This window comes from Synechococcus sp. A15-60, from assembly GCF_014280095.1.
Lineage (GTDB): Bacteria > Cyanobacteriota > Cyanobacteriia > PCC-6307 > Cyanobiaceae > Synechococcus_C.
On the sequence record NZ_CP047933.1, the window covers coordinates 1,281,479 to 1,304,207 of the forward strand.

24 protein-coding genes are annotated in these 22,729 nt (G+C 57.8%); 3 read left to right on the forward strand and 21 right to left on the reverse strand.

What is annotated here, in order from left to right; all coding sequences use genetic code 11:
- Positions 1-3 precede the first annotated feature (3 nt).
- Complete coding sequence (locus SynA1560_RS07060; RefSeq protein WP_186470898.1) at positions 4-969, forward strand: LD-carboxypeptidase; 966 nt, start codon at positions 4-6, stop codon at positions 967-969.
- Positions 969-1,157, forward strand: a complete 189-nt coding sequence (locus SynA1560_RS07065) for a hypothetical protein (protein WP_186499887.1) — start codon at positions 969-971, stop codon at positions 1,155-1,157. Before SynA1560_RS07060 ends, SynA1560_RS07065 begins: the two co-directional genes overlap by 1 nt.
- A 243-nt stretch (positions 1,158-1,400) precedes the next feature.
- On the opposite strand, the gene SynA1560_RS13950 is transcribed toward SynA1560_RS07065, so the two are convergent.
- On the reverse strand, positions 1,401-1,727 hold the full coding sequence (locus SynA1560_RS13950) for a TMEM175 family protein (RefSeq protein ID WP_370523218.1): 327 nt from the start codon (positions 1,725-1,727) through the stop codon (positions 1,401-1,403).
- 9 nt (positions 1,728-1,736) lie between these two features.
- Positions 1,737-3,860: a hypothetical protein gene (locus SynA1560_RS07075; RefSeq protein WP_186499891.1), complete on the reverse strand. Its 2,124-nt coding sequence runs from the start codon at positions 3,858-3,860 to the stop codon at positions 1,737-1,739.
- 234 nt (positions 3,861-4,094) lie between these two features.
- Here SynA1560_RS07075 and SynA1560_RS07080 point away from each other — a divergent pair, with 234 nt between their 5' ends.
- The gene (locus SynA1560_RS07080; protein ID WP_186499893.1) at positions 4,095-5,219 is read left to right on the forward strand and encodes a CARDB domain-containing protein; all 1,125 of its coding nucleotides are present in this window, start codon (positions 4,095-4,097) and stop codon (positions 5,217-5,219) included.
- A gap of 84 nt (positions 5,220-5,303) precedes the next feature.
- Here SynA1560_RS07080 and fba read toward each other — a convergent pair whose 3' ends face one another.
- The 19 genes from fba to SynA1560_RS07175 all read right to left on the reverse strand — a co-directional run bounded on the left by fba (position 5,304) and on the right by SynA1560_RS07175 (position 22,697).
- A complete protein-coding gene (fba, locus tag SynA1560_RS07085; protein ID WP_186468670.1) occupies positions 5,304-6,377 on the reverse strand; it encodes a class II fructose-bisphosphate aldolase in 1,074 nt (357 codons plus the stop codon).
- A gap of 124 nt (positions 6,378-6,501) precedes the next feature.
- Entirely contained in the window at positions 6,502-7,569 is a 1,068-nt protein-coding gene (locus SynA1560_RS07090) for a class I fructose-bisphosphate aldolase (protein ID WP_186499894.1), read from the reverse strand.
- Between the two features lie 153 nt (positions 7,570-7,722).
- A complete protein-coding gene (locus SynA1560_RS07095) occupies positions 7,723-8,418 on the reverse strand; it encodes a histidine phosphatase family protein (RefSeq protein ID WP_186499896.1) in 696 nt (231 codons plus the stop codon).
- Between the two features lie 64 nt (positions 8,419-8,482).
- Positions 8,483-9,574 (reverse strand): Gfo/Idh/MocA family protein, encoded by a 1,092-nt coding sequence (locus SynA1560_RS07100; RefSeq protein ID WP_186499898.1) that lies wholly within the window; start codon positions 9,572-9,574, stop codon positions 8,483-8,485.
- A 34-nt stretch (positions 9,575-9,608) separates the two neighbouring features.
- The gene (locus tag SynA1560_RS07105) at positions 9,609-10,001 is read right to left on the reverse strand and encodes a hypothetical protein (RefSeq protein ID WP_370523219.1); all 393 of its coding nucleotides are present in this window, start codon (positions 9,999-10,001) and stop codon (positions 9,609-9,611) included.
- Entirely contained in the window at positions 10,001-10,882 is an 882-nt protein-coding gene (gene accD / locus SynA1560_RS07110) for an acetyl-CoA carboxylase, carboxyltransferase subunit beta (RefSeq protein WP_186468674.1), read from the reverse strand. Before accD ends, SynA1560_RS07105 begins: the two co-directional genes overlap by 1 nt.
- 206 nt (positions 10,883-11,088) lie before the next feature.
- Positions 11,089-11,913: an A24 family peptidase gene (locus tag SynA1560_RS07115; protein ID WP_186499900.1), complete on the reverse strand. Its 825-nt coding sequence runs from the start codon at positions 11,911-11,913 to the stop codon at positions 11,089-11,091.
- The gene (locus SynA1560_RS07120; protein WP_186499901.1) at positions 11,910-12,218 is read right to left on the reverse strand and encodes a hypothetical protein; all 309 of its coding nucleotides are present in this window, start codon (positions 12,216-12,218) and stop codon (positions 11,910-11,912) included. The genes SynA1560_RS07115 and SynA1560_RS07120 overlap by 4 nt, the downstream gene beginning before the upstream one ends.
- Before the next feature lie 73 nt (positions 12,219-12,291).
- Positions 12,292-13,194, reverse strand: a complete 903-nt coding sequence (locus SynA1560_RS07125) for a phosphoribulokinase (protein WP_186468677.1) — start codon at positions 13,192-13,194, stop codon at positions 12,292-12,294.
- Between the two features lie 83 nt (positions 13,195-13,277).
- Positions 13,278-14,357, reverse strand: coding sequence for a 3-isopropylmalate dehydrogenase (gene leuB / locus SynA1560_RS07130; protein ID WP_186468678.1), 1,080 nt, complete (start codon positions 14,355-14,357; stop codon positions 13,278-13,280).
- Positions 14,358-14,390: 33 nt separating this feature from the next.
- Complete coding sequence (lpxD, locus tag SynA1560_RS07135; protein WP_186499902.1) at positions 14,391-15,461, reverse strand: UDP-3-O-(3-hydroxymyristoyl)glucosamine N-acyltransferase; 1,071 nt, start codon at positions 15,459-15,461, stop codon at positions 14,391-14,393.
- Positions 15,462-15,465: 4 nt separating this feature from the next.
- Positions 15,466-16,584, reverse strand: coding sequence for a glutamate 5-kinase (gene proB / locus SynA1560_RS07140; protein WP_186499903.1), 1,119 nt, complete (start codon positions 16,582-16,584; stop codon positions 15,466-15,468).
- Positions 16,581-17,090, reverse strand: a complete 510-nt coding sequence (locus tag SynA1560_RS07145) for a YqeG family HAD IIIA-type phosphatase (RefSeq protein ID WP_186468681.1) — start codon at positions 17,088-17,090, stop codon at positions 16,581-16,583. The genes proB and SynA1560_RS07145 overlap by 4 nt, the downstream gene beginning before the upstream one ends.
- Entirely contained in the window at positions 17,090-17,632 is a 543-nt protein-coding gene (locus SynA1560_RS07150) for a DUF3727 domain-containing protein (RefSeq protein ID WP_186468682.1), read from the reverse strand. Before SynA1560_RS07150 ends, SynA1560_RS07145 begins: the two co-directional genes overlap by 1 nt.
- The gene (gene ruvX, locus SynA1560_RS07155; protein WP_370523221.1) at positions 17,629-18,105 is read right to left on the reverse strand and encodes a Holliday junction resolvase RuvX; all 477 of its coding nucleotides are present in this window, start codon (positions 18,103-18,105) and stop codon (positions 17,629-17,631) included. The genes SynA1560_RS07150 and ruvX overlap by 4 nt, the downstream gene beginning before the upstream one ends.
- A gap of 26 nt (positions 18,106-18,131) precedes the next feature.
- Positions 18,132-19,205: a hypothetical protein gene (locus SynA1560_RS07160; RefSeq protein ID WP_186499904.1), complete on the reverse strand. Its 1,074-nt coding sequence runs from the start codon at positions 19,203-19,205 to the stop codon at positions 18,132-18,134.
- Between the two features lie 52 nt (positions 19,206-19,257).
- Positions 19,258-20,424 (reverse strand): F420-0:Gamma-glutamyl ligase, encoded by a 1,167-nt coding sequence (locus tag SynA1560_RS07165; RefSeq protein WP_186499905.1) that lies wholly within the window; start codon positions 20,422-20,424, stop codon positions 19,258-19,260.
- Between the two features lie 61 nt (positions 20,425-20,485).
- A complete protein-coding gene (locus SynA1560_RS07170) occupies positions 20,486-21,022 on the reverse strand; it encodes a thylakoid membrane photosystem I accumulation factor (RefSeq protein ID WP_186468686.1) in 537 nt (178 codons plus the stop codon).
- A gap of 58 nt (positions 21,023-21,080) precedes the next feature.
- Positions 21,081-22,697 carry a DUF3685 domain-containing protein gene (locus SynA1560_RS07175; protein ID WP_186499906.1) on the reverse strand — a complete coding sequence of 539 codons (1,617 nt, stop codon included), beginning with the start codon at positions 22,695-22,697 and terminating at the stop codon, positions 21,081-21,083.
- Positions 22,698-22,729: the final 32 nt, after the last annotated feature.

Genomic DNA, 22,729 nt, shown 5'->3' on the forward strand with positions numbered 1-22,729 from the left:
CTGATGCGGCGACGGTCCTTGCTGGAGCTGGCTGTTGCGGCTGGCTCCGGGTTGGTGGCCTCGACGTGGCATGTCGGGGCTCATGGGCGACCCACTCCTGCCGCTGCCAGTGGTCCCCAACCGCTGCGTCGCGGTTCACGTCTGCGAGCTCTGAATCCAGGCACCTGGATCGAACCAGACGTTGATTTCAATGTTCTTGTGCAGCGTTGTGAGCAGGAGGGTTGGGTGCTGGAGTTGCCCGATGCGGTGAGGGGCCAGTGGCAATGGTTTTCAGCGACGGATGCTCAGCGTCGTGATTCGATTGCATCGGCGTGGAGAGATCCAAGTTTGGATGGTGTGATTTATGTGGGTGGTGGCTGGGGAGCCGCTCGGGTGCTTGAGGCGGGCCTGAAATTTCCGGACCGTCCCCTATGGGCCCTTGGTTTTTCAGACAGCAGTGCGCTGCTTCTTGCGCAATGGCAAGCGGGACTCCAAGGGGCGGTGCATGGGGCGTACTGGGGACCGGATGATCAATGGCAACGCACAGTGGAACTGCTCAAGGGGCGCTCTGTTGAGCCGCTTCAGGGACGTGGTGTCTGCGGAGGACTAGCGCATGGTCCTCTGGTTGTGACCAACCTCACAGTGGCAACACACCTGATTGGTACGCCTTGGTTCCCGTCGTTAGCAGGAGCCATCGTGATTTTGGAAGATGTCGGTGAAGCTCCCTACCGGATCGACCGCATGCTCACTCAGTGGCGCGCTGCGGGACTGTTGGAGGGTGTGGCTGGTGTGGGCTGCGGTCGCTTCAGCTGGAAAGAGGATGACATTCTCCCTGGAGATTTTTCGATGGCGGAGATTCTTGAGGAACGTCTTTCTGATCTGGATGTTCCCCTTGTGGTGGATCTTCCCCTTGGTCACGGCCTGCCTAATTTCTCGCTTCCCCTGGGTAGGCCGTCATGGCTGAATGCTCAGACTGGGCAATTATCGTGATGATCAAGCAGAGCGATGACGGTTGCCTTGTTACTCAGAATGCTGAGTGGAATGATCGCAAAGCTGAGATATGGAATCCCCGGCGGAATCAGCTCGGCGGCGCAATCCATCAGGAAAAAAACAACAACAAAACTCAGTCTTCGGTAGTTGTTCGGTTTTTTCAATCACTGCTGATCGTCGATGATTGACTGTTCGAGCAGTTCAGGATGTGACCAGGCATGATGAGTGATCATCCAGCCAATCGCGGAGATTGCTGCGATGGTCCACCAATACAGCAATCCTGCTCCTGGGCTCGAAGCAGATGGTTGATTTGTGACTGATCCGTAAAGCGCTGTGGGCCAAGGAAGAAACAATCAAGGCCATCCAGATTGTGTTCAGCCAGAAAATTGGCCCATCAAAGGTCCTCATTACATTGAAGATCTGATTGTGTTTCAGCCAAAAAAAGACACGATCAAGGAGCTGCAGCAAAAAGAAAGAACTCGCGAGGCATTGTTCCCTAATAATTGCCAGATCGACTCTCCTTCAATCGCTTTGATGTTAACCAGCGGTAACAGCTGCAGTGTAACGGCAATTGCGCTCACAGCATCGGTGAAATTGATCAGTCGATTGAACGATCGCTTTTCGATTTCTGAGTTAATGTGCTGTTCTTGGTTGCTTATCAGACTCGATGGGCGATCTTGTGATCGGTCATAGGAAAGCCAGGGGAACGTCCCCTGGCATGCAACATATTCTGCTGGACAGCAGTTGTTATTATTGATGCGGTGGCTTCAAATCAATCCGGGCGGTTGTTCGGTCAGAGCATCGACCAGGGATTGATCAGCAAAGTGATTGAAATACTCAGTCCAGCCAGCACCATCGGCACCGCTGCTGGCTTGGGTTAAGTGAAGAGTTTTCAGATCGTCTCCTTGATTAGTGCCGGGTGTGAACACATAAAGTAAGGAGTTGTTATTCACGCTAACCGCAAGAGAGAGATTGGGATGAATCACTAACTCGTCTTCACCAAATGTGAAGTCGAACAGAGTGGTGCGTCCCAACGTGTCGTGCTCATCAATTACGAGTTTGTCACGGCCAAGTCCCAATTGGATGCTCCCACTGCCGCGACCCGGTGCTACAACATCAGCCCCAGCCCCTGCAATCGCATTCAAACTACCCGGCGTTACGTTCCCATGGTCATCGACAGTGGTGCCAACAATGACATCCGCATAACTGGATCCAGTGACGCGATCCACACCCCCGCTCAGTGAGATATAGCTTCTGAAGCTGTCAGGGAGCACACCATCTGAATTGACCAATCCTCCGAGATCTTTAATGCGTGTTCCGTCTTTCAGCTTTGTCTTGGGATTGATATTGAAACTGCTTTGATCCAGGTATTTTGCAGTAAGTGTATCGCTACTATTTGTGTCTCGATCGAACACTACAGCCTGGGAAGCTGGCGATGAGTTTGCATCGAAATAAAAGATGGTTTCATAGCCGTACTTCGTGTCACCATTGGTTCCCTCAGTGACTGCTTTGTACGTCTCTGCATTCAGAGAAAACCACCCATCTTCGGAGAGCGTATTATATAATTTTTTCTGAGCATCCTGTGCTTTCTTATCTTGATTCTGTGGTGCACTGATTTCGCCCGTTGTTAATGAATCCAATTTGAGGTTGTTCACCCACGCTTCGTTGCCTGAGAAGGTATCGAACCATGTGTCTCCAAAGGTGCTTTTCCAGCTGACGGGTGCTGTTGTTTGATCACCCCAGTCTTGTGAATTCAATTGCTCAAAACTGCCGATCAAAAATGGATTGGCCGCATTGGCATATGGCAGTGAATTTTGTGTATTGAGTGTAGATGCTTGATAATTAAATTGATAGTGAAATCTCAGCGTTGCCGCAAGAACGTCTTCAATTTTACCGAATCCACGATAGTTAGCTTTTGGATCATTTTTCTGGGTTTCTAGTAGGTCTTGAATCAGTTCGCTGAAGGTGTAGGGTTCATTGGTGGTTTTGTTGATGCCAATGCAGTCGCGAATGTCTTGGTCATTCTTCGGTGTTGTTTGGAAGAAATCTGTGGGTGGCCTGACCTGGTTGCCACTGAAAATCAGATCTCCATACGCTTTAGACAGGCATACCCACCATTCATAGAGTTTTTCGCCACCTTCAACAAAGGTGTCGTCTGGGTCGCCTGGGTTGATTAATTGTGCAAAGCTGTTTGCTTTTTCATTGTCAACAAAAAAGTCGGGGCTACCGATCCCACCGTCTCCTGTTACTGGGTTGCCTGCCACGGCGTTGGCAGTCTCATAGGTCAATGCAAGCTTTGGTTGGACGCCCAGGTATTCCAGATACATCGATAGCGTGTTTCCTCGGCGCCAGGAATCCGAAAAGACGTCATCTTGCATGGATGACCATATTGCATCAAGTTGTTGTTGATAGCTTGCAATTTCACTCGGAAGAAAACCTCCGTAGCGAATTAGGTCTCTTGAGAAGAATTGGTTAAATCCTTGGAGCGTTGGTAGTTGTATGTTGGCTGCGTAAGATAATTCGATCCCTTCGTTTGTTGTCGGGCTGCTATTTTTAGTGCTCTTTCGATCATAAACGTAAAAGGAGCCTTGAAAATCTACTGGATTCGCACCAGCGGAAAATCCGATATTCCTGAAGAGCCCGGCATAAGATTGGTCGGATATTTGAACCTTCCCTTTTGAGATGGTCTTGACATCATCTTGATAGCGCTGATTTAAGACTAGTAATTGATGTAAATTATGGCTGCTTCCGACCCATCCAAGCGGAAACGACTCAGGGTAGAGGTAAGGTGGTGTTGGAAAGTTGATGAAGAGGTTGTCTGAGACTTCATCAACCTCAAAAGTGCTTAATGCCTTTAGATAGCCTTCAACTGTGTTAAGGGGTGAGGGCATTGCTCGGGGAGCTGTAGCTTGTTGTCCTCGCAACATTGCTAGAGAGTTGTTAGGGCTTCTGTTTTGTAAGGGTGAATACAGATTCTTCTGTGTTGATTGAGGCGCCTAATAGTGCTGATTCCCGGTTCTGTTGTCTGTTGGGAAGCAACCGCCTGGATCCCCATAGAAGTCTCCGATTGCATCCTTCGTGGTTGTTGCTCACGATGAAAGCTGATGACGTGAAGGTGTCGTTCCATGCCGGATCTGACCATCGCCAACACCGTGACTGATCTGATCCAGGGTGATGTGCAAGAGCATTTCGCCTTCTCCCGCATTCCTCTACAGGGGGATGTTCTGGGTCTGGGAACCACCAGCAGCCTGGATAACGGTGAGTTGACCTTCCTGCCCTCTCTCGACGGTCAACGCACCACCATCTGGAAATGCGAAGCCTTCAATGGTGGTCTGCGTGCGGTCCGCGATGGGGATGGCAGTTCCAATTTCCCTTATGTCTGTTTCACTCGGGATGCCAGCTCACTGCAGCGTCCGGTGGACCTCAGCGCACTGACCTGCAGCAAGGATGCACCGCTCCAGGCGCTGGTCGCTGATGCGATTCGTGTTGGGCGTCAGTCCGGTGCGCTTGAAGAGGCTGCCATTTATGGCGCTCGCGCTCTCACAACCTGGGACGAACTGGTCATCACCGTGGCGTCCAAGCTCTGCATGGGTCAGCAGCGGCGCAACCGTCAATGGGCCAGCAGCGAGTCGGGCGATGGACTGGCATCCACCAGCATCTACGACTTGCTTCAGCACTATCGGCTGGCCCCAGAGGATCCTGGAAATCCTGGCGATCCCGTGCGTTTTCTCGGCCGCTCACTGCAGTGGGACTGTTGTGGATTCTTTGACTGCGAACCTGAGTTGGGCCGCGTGACGGTGCCACAGGCAGGAGCGTTTCTGCACATCCATGGTTGCAGCACAGATTTGCGCCACGGTGGGCATCTTCACCATGAACATCCTTCCAGTCATTTGCGCCGACTGGAGCGACTTGTGCTCTATCCCTTGACCTCAATCAGGTTGCTGAGCAGTGATCTCTGTGTGCGTGGTGTTGAGGTGGATGGCCAAACACTGCGGTTCAGCGTCTGCAACGAAGGCGAACTTGATGTCAGTGATATTGGGGTTGTGGTGGTGGTTGATGATCGCTACAGCGATCATCGCTTTCTGCGCGTTCCATGGTTAGACGCTGGAGGTGAGGAGCGTTTCACAATGCCGCTTGGCCTTGAGGCCGGTGAGCATGATCTTGTGGTGATCGTGGATCATTCGCAGCAGGTGATTGAGCCTGAATCGACGCGAGCGAACAATCGTGTGCACCGTCGCATCACGGTTTGACCAAGACGTGGTGTGACCAGAAACCACGCATCAAAAAGGGGCCCCTTAGGGCCCCCATATGAATCACTTGTTGGGTCCTGGTAATCAGGCAGCAACAGCAGCCTTGGGATCCAGTGCACCCTTGGCGTAGAGGCCGGCGTAGTAAGTGATGCTCTGCTGTTGAATCTTGCTGGCATTGCCAGCGGCCCAGAACTGCTGATAGCGGTCGAGGCAGACCTGCTTCATGTATTTCCGCGCCGGCTTGTTGAAGTGGCGAGGGTCGAAGTTGGCAGGATCAGCCATGGCTGCTTCGCGCACAGCGGCGGTAAAGGCCAGACGGTTGTCGGTGTCGATGTTCACTTTGCGCACTCCGTTGCGGATGCCTTCCTGAATCTCTTCGACGGGAACGCCGTAGGTTTCGGGGATGGCACCACCGTGCTTGTTGATCATCTCCAGCCATTCCTGGGGAACGGAGGAGGAGCCATGCATCACCAGGTGTGTGTTGGGGATGGCCTTGTGAATTTCAGCGATACGGCTGATGGCCAGCACTTCACCGGTGGGCTTGCGAGTGAACTTGTAAGCGCCATGGCTGGTGCCGATGGCGATGGCCAGGGCGTCGCACTTGGTCTTGGCGACGAAATCAGCAGCCTCAGCGGGGTCAGTCAGCAGCATGTCCTTGGACAGCTCACCTTCGAAACCGTGGCCGTCCTCAGCCTCACCCTTGCCGGTCTCCAGGGAACCCAGGCAACCCAGCTCACCTTCAACGCTCACACCCACGGAGTGAGCGAAGTCCACAACCTGCTTGGTGACGTTGACGTTGTACTCGTAGCTGGCGGGCGTCTTGGCGTCAGCTTCGAGGGAGCCATCCATCATCACGGAGGTGAAGCCGTTGATAGCAGCGGAATAGCAAGTGTCAGGAGCGTTGCCGTGGTCCTGGTGCATCACCACGGGGATGTGGGGATAGGTCTCGGTTGCGGCCAGGATCAGGTGACGCAGGAAGATTTCACCGGCGTAGCTGCGAGCACCGCGGGACGCCTGCAGGATCACGGGGCTGTCGGTCTCATCAGCCGCTTCCATGATCGCCTGCACCTGCTCGAGGTTGTTCACGTTGAACGCAGGGATGCCGTAGCCGTTTTCGGCGGCGTGATCAAGCAGAAGCCGAAGCGGAACGAGCGCCATAGAAAAAGTCCAAAAGAGGGCCCTAGCGGACTCAAGGTCCGTAGAGCTGGGACTTTACCTGTGAGTTGCTCAATATGTCACGTTAAACAACGCCTTAAAGCACGAGGCAGCTTTTGAAAGCTGGTTAATAGGTGTAGCCGCTTACAAAAAGCTGCTCGTCGGACGATGGTTGAGAGCCAGGGACGTATCGGCCCAGTGATGCCTCAGAGTTCGCTTGAGCGCGAGCAAGCAGCGCCTTTTGACCCGCTTCAATATTGGTACCTCCCCACCCCTTCAAGCATGAGTGCTGAAGGGCACGGCCATAGGAGAAGCCAAGATTCCACTTGGCTTTGCGCTCGATGGTGTTCATTTGGTTCAGATACACCGAAGCTGCTTCTTCGCTGAGTCCGCCAGAGAGGAAGACGATGCCTGGAACACTGGCGGGAACACTGCGTTCCAGTGTGCGTACCGTCATGGCAGCGACCTGGGCCGGATCGCTCTGTGTACTGCAGTCGGCTCCTGGAACCGTCATCGATGGCTTCAGCAGTGTTCCCTCCAGCAGAACCCCGTTGGCCTGACAGGCGTTGTACACCTCTTGAATCACATGTTCCTGAATGCATGCAGTGGTCTCGATGCTGTGGTTTCCGTCCATCAGGATCTCGGGCTCCACGATCGGAACCAGTCCTGATTCCTGAACTGATCGGGCGTAACGGGCTAGACCCCAGGCGTTTTCTCTCACCGCCAGGGCTGTCGGCCCTCCGTCAGAGGTGATCTGGAGTACCGCACGCCATTTGGCAAAACGCGCCCCCTGTGCGTAGTAGTCGGCAGCGCGCTCAATGAGCCCATCAAGTCCAGTGCAGAGTGTCTCTACAGCTCCAGCACCAGCGAGGGGTCTTAGTCCTTTATCAACTTTGATGCCGGGAATGATGCCGAGCCTGCCAAGTTTGCTGACCATCGAGTCGCCATCGAGATGGTTCTGGAAGAGTGTTTCCTCAAACAAAATGGCGCCACTGATGAACTCTCCTAGGCCGGGTGCGGTGAACAGCATCCCCCGATAGGCCTGTCGATTGGCTTCAGTGTTCTCAACACCAATAGAACCGAGTCGCTTGCCGATTGTTTTCGTGGATTCATCAACAGCAAGTATTCCTTTGCCAGGAGATGCGAGAGAATTGGCCGTGGAAATCAGCTCAGAGGTGTAATCGGACAGTGCCATTCAATTGACGCGTTAGGACAGAATTCTCCTTGCTTCTTTGGGTTCATTGGTTGGGCTGTTTACGGATCAATGTGCGATTTGTAGCGATGTAGATGCAACATTTTTTCGTTGGCTTGTCTCTTTGTCGGCTTCCCAAGAGACCTGTAGGACACTTCAGAGTTCATTCCATTCCTTGGGGAGCATGTTTGACACCAGTGTGAACGAACCTTTCCCATCGGGTTTTAAGACGTAAGCGATGCCTTGAGGTTCTGGGTAGATGCCTGTGGCAGCTTCAAAAAGATCATCGTGACCGACGATCACAGTGTTGAAGTCATCCGCTGGCAAGTCGCTGAGCAGCGGCATCACCCTTGTTTTCATTAACAACACTTGTTGATCGTTGTAGTTCTCAAAAGGAAGAAAATTCAATCGATCATCTTTTTTGTCAACGCGTCCAAAGGCCAAGTTCGCCGTTTTCCAGGCTCGGCAGTACTGGCTTGTAATGACAGTTCCAACTGGAATCTCTTTCTTGGCAAACGCTAGGCCAATGGTTTGTGCCTCTTCAATCCCCTCAATGCTGAGCTTGCGTTGTGTTGAGCAGTCGTTCAAGTCAAGGCTGGGATCTGCCTGGTCGGCATAATCCCTTTGAGTAGTGGCGTGGCGGAAGTAAATCACATAACCACCTCGTTTCAACTCGTTGAGTAGTTGATCGCTCGACAGTCGATCAAGGAATTCAGCATTTCGGCGCTCACCCTCAGACATCGCCACGCTGACTGACTCACCCGATGGGAGCTGGGTCTCATCCTCCGTTGCAGTTGAAGAGCAGGCCGTCGCAACAAACAGTGCAGTCAGTGAGGCGACAATCTTTCTCATGACACGAGTCCAGTCAGGATCGATTCAAGAGCTTTGTTTTGCTCCTCGCTGCTTGAATGGCACTTCAGCGCGTGGCTGTTGATACCTTCAGGGCTTGATCACAGGCCTGCTGGCTGCTAAGGCCTTCGGCCAGGCCCGGAACCATCGGCGTGCCGCCAGCGATGCTTTCCGCCCACCAGCCCTGCAGTCGGGAGACAGGAGCGATGCGTCCGTCGCTCCATGTCGTGGCAAAACGGAGATCTTCATCAGCCTGGATGCTGCGTGTCGATTCGCCGTCGCGATGCAGGGTGAGCGAGAAACCGTGGACGTAATCCTTCTGGTTGTCACTGCCGAGCACGAGAGTTCCCTCGGATCCATAGATCTCGAGCCAGCAACCACGACCATTGCGTGCCACGGATGCCAAGGCAATCTGGGCCGCCACCGTTCCGCCCTGATGGGTGGCCAGTTCGGCATTGATCAGTGCAATGTCATCGGCATCGACGGGTCGCAGGTGGCCTTGGGCATCCGGTCGCTCAGCGATGGCTGTGCGCGTGATGGTCTGTAGCTGTTGAACCGGTCCGACCAACCAAGCCAGGGTGTCGAAGGCATGGGTGCCCAGGGCTCCGATCACGCCACCACCCTGATCAGCCTGGGAGTACCAGCTCCAGGCGCGATTGGGATTGGCTCGGCTGCTCATCAGCCAATCCATCTTTACCAACCACGGTGTTCCCACCGCTCCGTTCTGAAGCAGGCGTGCCGCCTGTTGGAAAAGGGGGACCGCGCGATATTCGAAATCGACGGCAACGCTCAATCGGCGCTGGATTGCTTCCCGTTGAAGCTCCGCCACCTGTTGAGCATTCAGCGCCACAGGCTTCTCCAGCAGCAGGTGCTTTCCCGCTTGCAGGGCTTGCAGAGCCAGCGGATGACGTGGCTGCGGTGGTGTGGCGATGATCACCGCGTCAACGGCTGGATCCGCCAGTAGCGCATCCCAGTCGGTGTGACCCTTGAGTCCTGAACTGGCACAGGCTGCATCCAGGCGTTCCTGGCGTGGATGCCACAGGGCCACGGCTTCAAGAGCGGGATTGGCGGCCAGTGCGGGCAGGTGAACGGCTTCGCCGAAGCCAAGCCCGGCGATCGCCACCCCGATGGGAGCGCTGGATGACGGGCTGAGAGGCATGGTGAACGTGGGTGCTGTGTCGTGGACGTGCGGGTCAGGCCAGGCCGGAGCTGCAGACCGCCTGGATCACTTCGCTGATCAGATCATCATTGGCGGGTGCTTCCCACTCAGCGCGAAACCGGGGCAGACCATTTTTTTGGATGTCGCGATAGAGCGTTTGATCGCAGTCGATCTCCATCACCACGAGGGTGCCAAGAGCAGGTGAGTCGTCCTCGGTGCGGAGGCTGTAGCGACTCAGAACGCTGAGAGTGTCATCGCGGGTGCGTCGCACGCTTCCCGCATCCCACCATTGCTGTCCGTCGCTGGTGGAGGGAACTTCTCGCCAATCCACTGGGCCTGCCAGAGCCGGCGACGCCTGAATGGTGAGCAGCAGGGGAATCAGCGCCCAGAGCAACAGGCGACGGAGTGGATGGAGCACGGGATCGATCACGGCTGAGCGGTCACGGCAGGTCGACAACCGTGGAGCTTGAGCAACGAGGTCAGGGTGGTTTTCAGCTGTGTTCGCGGAACAATCGTGTCGACGAATCCATGCTCCTGGAGATACTCAGCTGTCTGAAAATTGTCAGGCAGCTTCTCCCGCAGCGTTTGCTCGATCACCCGGCGGCCTGCGAAACCAATCAAGGCCTTTGGTTCGGCCAAGATGAGATCGCCGAGCATGGCGAAACTGGCGGTCACGCCACCAGTGGTGGGATGAGTCAGCAGAGGCATGTAAAGAACGCCGGCTTCACGATGACGTTCAAGAGCTCCTGAAATCTTCGCCATCTGCATCAGGCTGAGCATGCCTTCCTGCATGCGGGCTCCACCGGAGGCACACACGATCATCAGCGGGAGACGTTTGGCAGTGGCGGCCTCGATCAAGCGTGTGATCTTCTCGCCCACGACCGACCCCATGGATCCGCCCATGAAGCGGAAATCCATTACCGCCAGAGCCATGGGAATGTCATTGACCCGGCACAAGCCAGTGATCACACCATCGCGCAACCCCGTTCCGGCTTGTGTTTCTCTGAGACGGTCGGCGTAGGCACGGCGGTCCTTGAAGCCCAGTGGGTCAGTGGGGGAGAGGCCTTCATCCAGGGGTTCGAAACTGCCTTCATCGGCAATCACCGCAATGCGTTCCGCACTGAAAATGCGGTGGTGGTGGCCGCAGTTGCTGCACACGCTGGCATTTGCCAACAGATCCTTGCGGTACACCACCTGACCGCATTCAGGACATTTGCTCCACAGCCCGTCGCCGTCTTCCGGTTCTTGGTTGACCTTGACCACGGACTGACCTTTGCGGCGGTCAGCGAACCAGTCGAACAGACTCAAGGCCTTTCACTCCTCACGCGTGGACTGCGAACTCAGTGATCGCAGGAGGTCTTGGCCAGCGTCCACCTGTTCATGGTCGGAAGATCGATCCAGCCCAGTGGAAGGCAAGAACCTCACTTCATCTTACGGGTCTTGCGGCAAGTGGTATCCAACAGCACAAAACCAAGGCTTGGTTCGGATGATTGGCAATCAGAACTGGAACGTCGTCAGACCGAAAGAAAGTTGAGCCAGTGTTGCCACCACCATTGAGGACCCGTCAGCCAGACCAACCAGATGCCTAAAGCGATGAACGGTCCAAAAGGAAAAGGCTGTTTCGGCTTCAAGCGACCGCTGATTCGCCCGATGCTGCCAAACAGCGCGCCCGTCATCACGGCAATGCCCATGGCCATGCCAAGCCCTGCAAGGCCAAGCCAAGCCCCAGCCATTGCGGCAAGCTTGGCGTCACCAAGCCCCAGGGCCGGTTGGCCAACCAGGCGCTCAGCCAGGGCACTCAGGGATTCAAGAATGACCAAGCCTGCCGCTGCTGCGATCAGGTGATGGAGCAGAGTGGATGTGGGCAGTGCAGTGGACGCCACCATCAACGCCGTGGCCAGCCAGCCGAGAATCACGCCAGTGCGGCAAAGCGGTTCCGGCAGCCAGAGGTGATCGATATCGATGAGCACCAGAGGCAACAGCAGGCTCGCCAGCACCACGCCGGTGCCCAGGCTCAAGATCGCTGAGAGTCCCCCTGCACTGGGTGCATCCAGGCCAATGGCCCAGCCGGCGCTCAGCCAGACGCCCGCAGTGAGTGCCTCGACTAGCGGGTAACGGACGGCAATGGGCTGATGGCAATCGCGGCAGCGTCCTCGCAGAATCATCCATCCCAGAACCGGCAGATTGTCGTGCCAGCGAACGTGATGGCCGCAGTGGGGGCAGTGACTGCCGGGCCACACCACCGATTCCTCTCGGGGCAAACGCCAGACGACCACATTGATGAAGCTCCCCACACAGGCACCGCCCAGAAGCAGGGTCAGCACAAGCGTTGCGTTCACATGCCAGCTCCCCGCAGCCGGTCCTTCAGTTGTCGGGGGCGCCTCAGGCGACGTCCGATCAGATCGGCACTGATGAACTGTTCATCGGGAAGCAGGGTGGGTGCCTCAAACACCACGCGGCCATCGCTGAGATGAATGTTAACCACGACGCCGCAGGGGTCGATGGAGTGGCCCGATTCACTGAGATGTTGAAAATAAATTTTTCGGGCCAGTGCAATCAGTTTGCGGCTATCCACCCGATCCCAGCGTGGGGTAAGGCTGGCGTTGCCGCCGGCTCCCGCAATCACGAAGGAGGGTGGTGACAAAGAAATAGGCCCACCTGAATGATCAGATGAGCCCACGATAGATCCGTTTTCCGTTTGTGATCAGGCCTGTTGATCAAGCCAACTTGTTTTTCTCTTCGATCATGCGGTGAATAATCGGAGTGAGGATCAGTTCCATGGCGAAGCCCATCTTTCCGCCATTCACAACGATGCTGGTGGGGCTAGACATAAAGGAGTCGTGAATCATGCTCAGCAGATAGTTGAAATCAATTCCCCACTTTTCGCGTGCTCCCTTGCGGAAGTGGATGATCACGAAGCTCTCGTCAGGAGATGGGATGTTCCTGCAGATGAAGGGATTGGAGGTGTCCACCGTGGGCACCCGCTGGAAGTTGATGTCGGTCTGACTGAACTGCGGGCAGATGTGGTTGATGTAATCCGGCATGCGACGCAGGATCGTGTCCACGATCGCTTCCGCTGAGTAGCCACGTTCAGCGTTGTCGCGATGGATCTTCTGAATCCATTCGAGGTTGGTGATGGGCACCACACCCACCAGCAAGTCGGCGAGGGCTGCCACGTCGTAGCCATCGCCCTTCACACCGCCATGCAGCCCTTCGTAGAACAGCACATCGGTGCCGCTGGGGATCTCTTCCCAAGGGGTGAATTGGCCGGGCTCGAGATTCACACCCAAACGTGCGTTGTGCTCAGCAGCCTCTTCAACGCTGTGCAGGTAATAACGTTTTTGCCCACCACCAGTCTCGCCATAGATGCGGAACAGCTCCTCGAGCTTGTCGAAGAGGTTCGCCTCGGGTCCGAAATGGGAGAAGTTTTCACCTTTGGCAAGAGCGTCAGCCATGGCTTCTTTCATGGCCATCCGCTCGAAGCGGTGGTAGCTGTCGCCTTCGACCACCGCGGGCGTGATGTTCTCGCGAGCGAAGATGTGCTCGAAAGCCCGTTTCACGGTGCTGGTACCGGCGCCGGAAGAACCAGTAACGGCGACAACTGGATGGCGTTTCGACATCGACGCAGAGAGACGGCACCAGGCGAGTTTGCCAGGTCGCCGGCCCGCTTCACCTGGCGTGGGGCCGGCGTCTGTAATGGCTGTTACGAGCCCAGAGCCTTGACCAGTGCTTCACCCATGGCTGCGCAGCCAAGCGCGGTGCATCCATCCGCCATCAGGTCTCCGGTCCGGAAGCCCGAGGCCAGCACTTGGTCGACGGCCTGTTCAAGGGCAGTGGCTGCCTCGGCCTCCTTCAGGCCGATGCGCAGCATCATGGCTGCAGACAGCACCATGGCCATTGGGTTGGCTTTGTCTTGACCCGCGATGTCTGGGGCAGAGCCGTGCACCGGTTCGAACAATCCAGGACCATCGGAGCCGAGGGACGCAGACGGCAACATGCCGATGGAGCCCGTGAGCATGGCCGCCTCGTCGCTCAGGATGTCGCCGAAGAGATTGCCTGTGAGCAGAACATCGAACTGACGTGGAGCGCGCACCAGCTGCATGGCCGCGTTGTCGACATACATATGGCTGACGTTCACATCGTTGTATTGCGGGGCCATCCTGTTGACTCGATCACGCCACAACTGGCTCACATCCAGCACATTGGCCTTGTCAACCGAACACAGCTGCCCCCGTCGTTCCTTGGCCAGGTCAAAGGCCACTTTGGCGATGCGATCCACTTCGGAGCTCGCGTAGGTCATCGTGTTGAAACCGCGCTCTTCCCCATCGGCTTCAACCCGACCTTTCGGCTGTCCGAAGTAGATCCCACCGGTCAATTCACGCACCACCATCAGATCCACGCCCTCGATCACCTCCGGGCGCAGCGTGCTGGCATCGATCAAGGCGGGAACGATTTTTACCGGCCGCAGATTGGCAAACAGTTCCATGCCCGCTCGCAGGGCCAGCAGTCCGCTTTCCGGACGTTTCTCTCTGGGGAGAGTGTCAAACCGTGGGCTGCCAATGGCCGCCAGGAGCACAGCGTCTGCCGCGCGGCAGGCGGCCAGTGTGCTGTCAGGAAGTGGCTCCCCGGTGGCATCAATCGCTGCACCCCCCATCGGATGCTCCACAAAGCTGAGGGTGAATCCGTGGCGCTGGCTCACCGCATCCAGAAGTCGGCGGGCCACCGCTGTGATTTCCGGTCCGATGCCGTCACCAGGCAGGAGGACGACGCGATGCTGACGCATGGAATCTCAGAAATGCAGGTGCAGCCTGCGAGGTTACTGAGGCGGTTGGGCCTCGCTCTTCAAGGCGCTGATCTCCCTCCTGAGTTCCCGCAGTTGTTTATTTAGATCGGGAAGTTTGGCGAACGCTGCTGAACAGCGCAGCCAAAGACGATTGGGAATGGCTGGATAGCCGCTGACCACTTCTCCTGCAGCCACTTCGCCATGGATGCCGCTCTTGGAGCTGGCGATGGCGCGGTCGCCAATGCGGGCGCGGTTGGCAACCCCCACCTGGCCGGCCAGGATCACGCCGTTCCCCAGCTGGGCACCACCGGCGATGCCCACCTGGGAGGCCAGGGCACAGCCGCGACCGGTTTCAACGCCATGTCCGATTTGCACCAGATTGTCGATCTTGGTGCCGGCACCGATGCGTGTCTCGCCGACCGAAGGACGGTCAATGGTGCTGCCACATCCCACTTCAACGCCGTCTTCCAGCACCACCAGCCCCGTTTGCGGCATCTTTCGCCATCCCTTGGCCGTTGGCACAAAGCCGAAGCCCTCAGACCCGACCACGGCATTGGAATGGACCACACAGTGATCGCCGACGCGGCTGCCGGGATGCAGAACAGCATTGGCGTGAAGTTCGCAACCGTGTCCAATCTCCACATCCCCGTAGATCACCACGCCCGGGTGAATGACGGTGCGGGATCCGATGCGCGTGTCGTCGCCGATGCAGACATGGGCGGCGATGCTCACTCCGGCGCCAAGCTGCACGCGATCGGCGATCACAGCGCTGGGGTGAATTCCAGAAGCTGGTGTCGGATGGGGATGCAGTTGTTCGAGAGATTCTGCGAAAGCCAGTCGGGGGTCACGGCAAACCACCCAGGCCAGACCGCGTTGTTCAGCTAACGACTTCAGATCCGCTTGGTCGGGAATCAGAACCGCTCCGACGGCACTGGTCTCCAGGCTGCTGATCAGGGCATTCCCCTGCTCCAGGAAGCTGAGCTGATCGGCTTGGGCGCGGTCGAGTGATGCGGCACCGCGCAGCTCCGGGTCATGACCGGTAGCGGCATCCAGAACCCCAGCTTCGCCCTGCTTGAGGGTGGCGACCAACTGGCTGAAGCGCATGGAATCAAGACGCTGACGGGCGGATCGTAGGCGTCATTAGCACCATCGCGTCGCGATGAACCACCACAGGGGCGCCGCCTTGGTGGCTGGCGTCGCTGGTTGCCTTGGCCAGCTGATCCCTGATCTTCGCGCTGTCCATGGAGCTGAGCCCCCGGGCTACCTCCTCGCCAGCGGCATTGACGAGACGCACGGCCTGGTTGGCATCGAACTCCCCTTCCAGGTCTGAGATGCCTACCAAGAGCAGCGATGCACCTTTCTCCGTTAGTGCACGGCATGCACCGTCATCAAGGGTCAGCACACCACTGGGTCGAAGGGCGTGGGCCAACCAACTTTTGCGGTTGCCAAGTGGCTGCGGATGTGGGTGAAACACGGTTCCTCCACGTCCACCCCGCAGCATCGCTTGCAGCGCATCGGGTTGCCGGCCATCACCCAGGCGAACAGTGATGCCACTGGCTGTGGCGATCCGGGCCGCAGCCAGTTTGGTGGTCATGCCACCGGTTCCCCACTGGCCGCCATCTCCGGCGCCCTTTTCAAGCGCATCGATCTGGGATGGGTGGATCACGTCGGTGATCGGTTGGGCATCCGCATCGTTGCGCGGATCAGCTGAATAGAGACTGGCCACATCGGTTAAGAGGATCAGATCATCGGCTCCAATCGCTGCTGCAACCAGCGCTGAGAGGGTGTCGTTGTCGCCGAACCGCAGTTCCACGGATGACACTGTGTCGTTCTCATTGACGATGGGGAGAACACCCCATTCGAGTAGCTGATGGAGCGTTGCCGAGGCACTTCGATAGCGGCGTCGGTCTGCCAAATCAGCCCGGGTCAGCAACACTTGGGCCACCGGAATCGAATGGCGGGCGAGAGCCTCCTCATAAAGACTCATCAGATAACCCTGGCCGATCGCAGCTGCAGCCTGAAGACCCGTCAAGTTCAAGGGGCGACGCTCCATGCCAAGCCGTTGGCACCCCAAACCGACGGCCCCGGATGAGACGAGCACAAGGCGGTCTCCCGCGGAGATGCATTCAGCCAGGCTGGCTGAAAGCGTGGAAATCGCTTCAGCCGTGGACGCGCCAGGGCGCTCTCGCAGCAAGCTGGTGCCAATTTTCACGACTCGGAGCGTCATCGGCCTCCTGCACCGAGCCAACGGGCGAGGCGACGCTCGAACTGCTGCACGCGGTCGTTGCTGCAGGGTGAGCCATCCAGTTGTGGTGGTCGCACCAGCACGGTGTAGAGACCAAGACGGTTGCCGACCAGAACGTCCGTCAGCACACGATCACCCACCATGGCGATCTGCGCCGGCGGATGAGACAGCTGGTTCATGACCTGAACAATCGCCCCGCGACGCGGTTTGGATGCCGCGCAGGTGAAGGACACCTTCATCTGTTGCGCAACGGCCTGAACCCTTGCTCGCGATGGGTTGTTGCTGATCAGGTGAAGGTGCAGGTGCCGTGAGGCGTCATTCACCCAGCGCTGCATGGCATCGGGAAGTTCCACATCACGACCGGGCAGCAAGGTGCGATCGACATCCAGCAGCATCACCCGGATCCCGCGGCCCAGCAGGGGTTCAAGGGGTAGGTGGGCCAGGGTGAGCCCTGGGTCCCAGTCAGGTCGCAGCCAGTGACGGTGCATCACTCAGACAGCTCACGATCGTCGAGTTCGGCTTCGATGCGGGGTTGGATCCGATCGAAATCTTCGCCTTCCACCAACACCGCGGAACCGTCGTCCATGCGAGCGACCACAAAGAACGGATCCAGAGGGATGTAAAGCCCGTACTCCTGCTCGTCGACGAGGAAGCTCACCAGCAGCTCATAGGTTTCCGATTCATCGTCACTATCCTCGTCTTCGAGATCTTCAGGATCCGGCTCATCCAGTTCGCCGCTCACAGTGAGGGTGACGGCGGATCGCACGAGGGTGAGATCGTGCTCCTGCAGCACCACATCGGCAACCGAGAGGATCGGTTCGCTGCTGGTGATGCTGTCGACCAGTTCCGGATCGTCCCCATCACGCAAGCGAAACAAGCAGACCGGTGTATCCACCGGAGTCAGCAATGCGTAGTCGGTGCCGTCAAGGGGAATCAGCTGCTCAAGGAAGCAGAGAAGATCGCGCCCTTCGCGGTCCTTGACGAGAACGGTGGGCACCTCGCCGCTGGAGGCAGGTCCGCTGGAGCTCATGGCGCTGGGGTGGTTTCAGACCAGGATCCTGCATCAGCATCCTTCTCGCCACGCTGGACAGGCGCAGCCTCGATTGGTTGTGGTTCTGGACCCTCCACCAACCACTGTTCCAGCAGCAAGGCTGCAGCAGCACTGTCGAGCCGCCCGCTGCGATCACCATGCAGCTGGTGGCGTTCCCCGGCAGCCCAGCTGCTGCTGTGTTCATTCACAAATGCCAGCGGTAAGGCGAGGGTTTGGGCCAGTCGCAGTCCATAGCGCCTGCAGTGTCGAGCTTGCACCGTTGGTTCGCCCCGGTCATCGAGTGGAAGCCCGACCACCAAGGCTGATACCCGACGCTGATTGCAAAGTCGGGTGATCTGTTCTCGATCGTCTTCGAACGCCCCACGGCGAAGCGCCGCGATTGGCGTCACCGTCAGTCCCAGGGCATCGCAACCGGCCAGGCCGATTCTTTTCCGGCCGACATCCAAGCTCAGAACGGATCGTGGTTCTGGGCTCACGCTCACCGCCGGGGCGCCAGGCTGGGCGTTGGTAGGGGTGGATGTTGGGGCTGAAGACGTCCAAGCATCGATTGCAGCGGGCGAATGCCCCCAAGATTGCGTTGGCTCACCCGTCGCCACACGCTGCGTCCCAACATGACCTCGAGGCTGCCAGGCCTCCAACCCAGGCCGTCGAGTACCCCGCCAAGCGTCTGATCGTCCTCCGCCACCAGCAACGACGGCGTCGGTCGCTGTTGTTGGAGATGCTCAAGAGCAGTGGGCATGGCTGCTCCAATGCGCTCATCCCATGCCAGGCCACGCATCAGTTCCAGTCGGGGAGCATCCATTCCCCAGGGCCGTTGAATCAGTCCTGCGATGACCTGGCGGCTCCCATCACGATCGGCCATTAGCAACTTGGAGCCTCCTCCGCGCAAATCCAGCAGGTCGTTCCAATGACGATCAAGAATCTGCCGGTGATGGGGGCTGATGCTGGCCTGTTCCAGGGCGAGAAGTTGCCGAACGTTGTTTCGGGTGAGGTCGCACCAGACGAGACTTGCAGGCAGCGGGGCCGCTGGGGTCGGATCCGCGACGTCCTCGGCCTCAGCGATCGGTGGGTTCCAGATCCGGGAACGGCGGAGTGGCTGGAAGCCCATCTCCCGCAGCACATCCAGTAGTGGCCTGTCCTGTGAATCGCATCGCACCAGCCAGCTGTGGTTGCGAGCGGTCTGGTCATTGAGGGCTTCTTGGATCAGCAGCCTCAAGCCCTGGTGGCGGCTGAAGTGACGCGGGGATGCTAACGCCAGCAGATCGAGATGCCAGCAGGTCTGACGACGGTTGCCTGATCGCATCAACGCCAGCGCTTCGACTCTGTCGACTGACTCAGCGCCGGATTCAATCAAGGCCAGAGCGCGTGTGAGACGGGCATTGAGAGGTTCAGGCAACCAATCATCAAAACGACTGAACCAGGATTGAACAATCAAACCCTGCAGACTGTTGGGGTTCAGTCCGTAAGGAGCTGGCTGCGCGTTGGGCAGTTGCGCCAGATGGCTGGTTTTGAGGGACTCGACCCGGAGTCGGTATCCCGCTGTCGGCACCACGGCAGCTCTCAACCACCCTTTCAATGTATCGCTGACTTTCGTTCGCTGAGATTCAGGCGGGTCGCACCAACACAAGCGGAGTGCGCTCATTGGCGTTGCCGGCTGGGTTCGGTCGCAAAGCCCGATCCAACAGCTCCTCATCACAGCCTGCGCTGGAGGCCAGCACCTTCACGCGGCCCAGGTCGTTCACATCAACGATGGCCACGGAGACACCAAGGGATGCCGCAGCCTCATCGCAGAGCTGCTTGGGAGCCTGCGGACCGAGCACGATCGTTTGGTCATAGGGAGGTGTGGTGCCAGTGATGTCGTCAATCAGGCGTGCCTGATCTCCCGCCAGGCGATAAAACCAGCCTTTGAGTCCGATCAGCTTGAGGGCCAGGCCGATCGACCAGGCCAGGATGACCCGAGTCGGTCCCACCTGATCGATCAGCGTTTGTAGGCCGCAGGCTGTCGCCAGACTGCTAGTGGGGTGAAATACCCGGCAGAGCAGCCTGGCAATCCAGCTGGGGTGCACCATGCATGGATGGGTGTAACGCCCTTGGATCACAGCAACTGGCGTTTCACCGATGGTGAGGATGTCTCCGGATTGCACAAGCTCGCCGGCGTAGTGACGCAACACATCGATGGTGTTGTCGAGCGGTCCGAGCAGATGGGTTTTTAGCGGGAGCACTGAACAGCCATCGCCGGAACGGAAGGTTGCGTTCTCCTGATGCAGCGCTGCAGGCCGACGCAGAGGAACCACCACACCTTCGCGGCGAGACAGACGGCCGAACGGGCCATAGTTCATCCAGTGCACGTCCATCCAGACGGTATCGACCCGGCTCGACACATCGCCGCCATCGCGGCAGCTGAGGCTGACGTTGACCTGAACGCTTGTGCGCTTGTGCCCCTTAACGATGTAAGCGGGCCAGTAACCGTCCGGTCGACTTTCTTCGTCCGGGTGATGGGGCGTGACCCTGGTACTGATCACGATGTCGCTGAGATCGTCGTTACCGATCAACACCGGTTTGACCTCCAATTCAGGGACAAAGATCTCCATCCGTTGATGCGGGTTGGCGATTTCCAACCAACCGGAGAGTTCAAGGTTGCCGCTGGCCTTGCTCACGCTCCAGTCCATCTGGTGCAGCGTGAGGGGAGAGGAGGGCCTCAGTCGGTGCCTCGCTTCGATCCACAGCACGCTGAGTCCTAAGAGCAGAAGGATCAGGGGCAGAACGCACATGGCAACGCTGTCTTGCAGCCGAACTTGATGGCGCGCAGCGTAAAGCGTCCCTGAGGTGGGATCAGCGGGAGATCACCTCTGTGTTGAGTTCGTTGAAACTCATGCTGATGCTTCCCTGTGTTGGAGCGGGAAGACCTGTGGCTTCACTCACCGCTGCATTGATCCTTTCCAGAGCAACCTGGCCATCGGCGTCGAGGTGCAGCTTGCCCGCACCATCGATCACAACCACCTGAGGAATGGTGCCCTTCCAGTAATGGGCAGGGTCGCTGGGATCGCTGGTCGACCGTCCCTGCAAAGCGTCGGTCGTCAAAGGCAAGAGGTCAACGCTGTTTCCCCACACCCGTTGCAGTTCTGAGACCGCGCCGGAGAATGCTTTGCTCGTGCTGCTGTCATCGAGGTAGTAAACGATGACGCTGGTGCGCCCTGCTGCCTGGGATTCGGCCAGCGTGATCGCGGGGGGGACCAGAGATCCATTGCCGGCATACAGCGCGAAGATGTTGCCGTCGTAGCTGTCCGTGTCGCGTGCGGCCTGCACCGGCAGCACCATCAGGCAAAAAGACAGCACCGCAACGGTGAAACGCAGCACGAACGTGATCATGGATCCGGAAACCAGCGCTGCATTCTGACGTGCAACGTCTCAGGACATTGAAAGTGTCTTAACTGCGCCCAAGGGTGCGTCCCATGCCCTGGGCAATCCCACGGCCGATCAGGCCAATGGCGCGGCCGACGACCTGGGTGAGAAGCACGACCATCAGATCGCCGATGCGACGGACCAAGGCCTGCACCTGTGGAGCAATGGCGTCGCGTGCTTCCACGAGCAATGCCACCTGCTGCTGCCACCAACGCAGCTGTCTGAGCTCTTGATCACGTGGTTCGGTGAGCAAGAGCGGTTCAATCCTTCCAAACTTGAGCTGAAACAGCAAGCGGCGGCTTTCATAAAGTCGGATCGGTCGCTCGATCCAGTCTTCCCAGCGCGACTGGCTGTTCAGCTGATTGCGCAACCGTTCGAGTTCCCTGGTGGAGAGCAGATCCTGCTGAAGCAGGTAACGACGGAGCTCCGGCCAATCGCCACAGACCCCAAGCAGTTCAGAGCCGATCATTTCAGCGGTGCGCACTAGCCAGTTGCTGATCAGAGTTTCCAGTTGCATCAATGCCCTGGGGTCATCGGAGGGCAGCAACTGGCCCTCCACCAAGACGGGTTGATCCAGGACCAACGACGCCAGCATCGACTGGGGGTCAGGGAGTTCGTCATCCATCTGCTCAAGATTCGTGCGCTTCAGCAGCTGATCGGCAACTGGGACCAGATCCTCACCAAGAGGAATCCTCACGTAACTCCCGGCCACGCTGCGCAGCGCTTGTTGCTTCACTTCGATTTGCAGGGACTGCCATCGCTCACTGAGAGCTTTGCAATCCCGGTTGCTGGCCAGATCATCGTGGCGTAGGCGAAGCAGCACTTCATGCAGCTGCTTCAACAGCGTCAACAGCAGGTCGCGACGACGTTCGGGGTTGAGTCCTTCAATGGCGAGCAGTTGGCCGGTGCTGTTGCTCAGCCCATTCCCGATGGCTGCTTCAATGCGCTGTTGGATGGCATTCCAAACGGCGCTCGGTTGGCGTTCGCTGAGGGTGAGGTCAAGGGTTTCGCTGTTGGCGCGCAAGGGGACGGCATCCGCTAAGCCCATTTGCAAGGGGCCCCAAAGCCACAACAACAGATTTCTGGCTGCACGCAGCTCCCGGCATCGCCCTTCCAGAAGGAGCTGCAGGACGACATCGTTAGGGGGCGGATCGAGAAGGGCTTCCATGACCTGCAGATCGTGTCCGATCTGCCGCAGTCCACTGAATAACAGTCCCTGCGCTAGACCGAGAGGCTGATCCTGTTTCGGTGCATCAGGTGAGCCGGCACGGAAGCGCAGCACACGTCCTCCTGAGAGCACCGTCTGCACGGCCTCCCTTAACGACTGCAGATCGGGGTCCTGAACAATTCCATCGCAGTTCAGAGCGAGGAGTTCTGCAGGGTCATGACGGAAGTCGGCCGGGAGAACCAGCAGCAGGGGTGCGGGAGCCCAGCGTTGCTGTAACTGCAGAATCTCCCGCTGAACGATCACCATCGTGGGATCACTGGTCAAACACCAAATCACGAGGGCTGGATGGCCTGAGAGTTCGTCGGCCGATCGTTTCAGCTGCCAGGGACAGTTTTCCGTGGGTAATTCAGCTGCCAGCGATTCACCGAGGAGCTCGGGAGCGAACAGAAGAATCTCCCGGACCTGGTCGTTCACGGTGACTTGGAACTGCGCCTATGCGCGCAAGG

Bases quoted from the DNA above. Each gene is read 5' to 3' on its own strand.
- SynA1560_RS07080 (WP_186499893.1), top strand. From the start codon at position 4,095: ATGCCGGATCTGACCATCGCCAACACCGTGACTGATCTGATCCAGGGT.
- leuB (WP_186468678.1), bottom strand. From the start codon at position 14,357: ATGCGTCAGCATCGCGTCGTCCTCCTGCCTGGTGACGGCATCGGACCG.
- SynA1560_RS07060 (WP_186470898.1), top strand. From the start codon at position 4: ATGCGGCGACGGTCCTTGCTGGAGCTGGCTGTTGCGGCTGGCTCCGGG.
- SynA1560_RS07170 (WP_186468686.1), bottom strand. From the start codon at position 21,022: ATGATCACGTTCGTGCTGCGTTTCACCGTTGCGGTGCTGTCTTTTTGC.
- SynA1560_RS07095 (WP_186499896.1), bottom strand. From the start codon at position 8,418: ATGAGAAAGATTGTCGCCTCACTGACTGCACTGTTTGTTGCGACGGCC.
- SynA1560_RS07100 (WP_186499898.1), bottom strand. From the start codon at position 9,574: ATGCCTCTCAGCCCGTCATCCAGCGCTCCCATCGGGGTGGCGATCGCC.
- SynA1560_RS07125 (WP_186468677.1), bottom strand. From the start codon at position 13,194: ATGTCGAAACGCCATCCAGTTGTCGCCGTTACTGGTTCTTCCGGCGCC.
- SynA1560_RS07150 (WP_186468682.1), bottom strand. From the start codon at position 17,632: ATGAGCTCCAGCGGACCTGCCTCCAGCGGCGAGGTGCCCACCGTTCTC.
- SynA1560_RS07065 (WP_186499887.1), top strand. From the start codon at position 969: ATGATCAAGCAGAGCGATGACGGTTGCCTTGTTACTCAGAATGCTGAG.
- lpxD (WP_186499902.1), bottom strand. From the start codon at position 15,461: ATGCGCTTCAGCCAGTTGGTCGCCACCCTCAAGCAGGGCGAAGCTGGG.
- SynA1560_RS07165 (WP_186499905.1), bottom strand. From the start codon at position 20,424: ATGTGCGTTCTGCCCCTGATCCTTCTGCTCTTAGGACTCAGCGTGCTG.
- fba (WP_186468670.1), bottom strand. From the start codon at position 6,377: ATGGCGCTCGTTCCGCTTCGGCTTCTGCTTGATCACGCCGCCGAAAAC.
- SynA1560_RS07145 (WP_186468681.1), bottom strand. From the start codon at position 17,090: ATGCACCGTCACTGGCTGCGACCTGACTGGGACCCAGGGCTCACCCTG.
- proB (WP_186499903.1), bottom strand. From the start codon at position 16,584: ATGACGCTCCGAGTCGTGAAAATTGGCACCAGCTTGCTGCGAGAGCGC.
- SynA1560_RS07090 (WP_186499894.1), bottom strand. From the start codon at position 7,569: ATGGCACTGTCCGATTACACCTCTGAGCTGATTTCCACGGCCAATTCT.
- SynA1560_RS07075 (WP_186499891.1), bottom strand. From the start codon at position 3,860: ATGCCCTCACCCCTTAACACAGTTGAAGGCTATCTAAAGGCATTAAGC.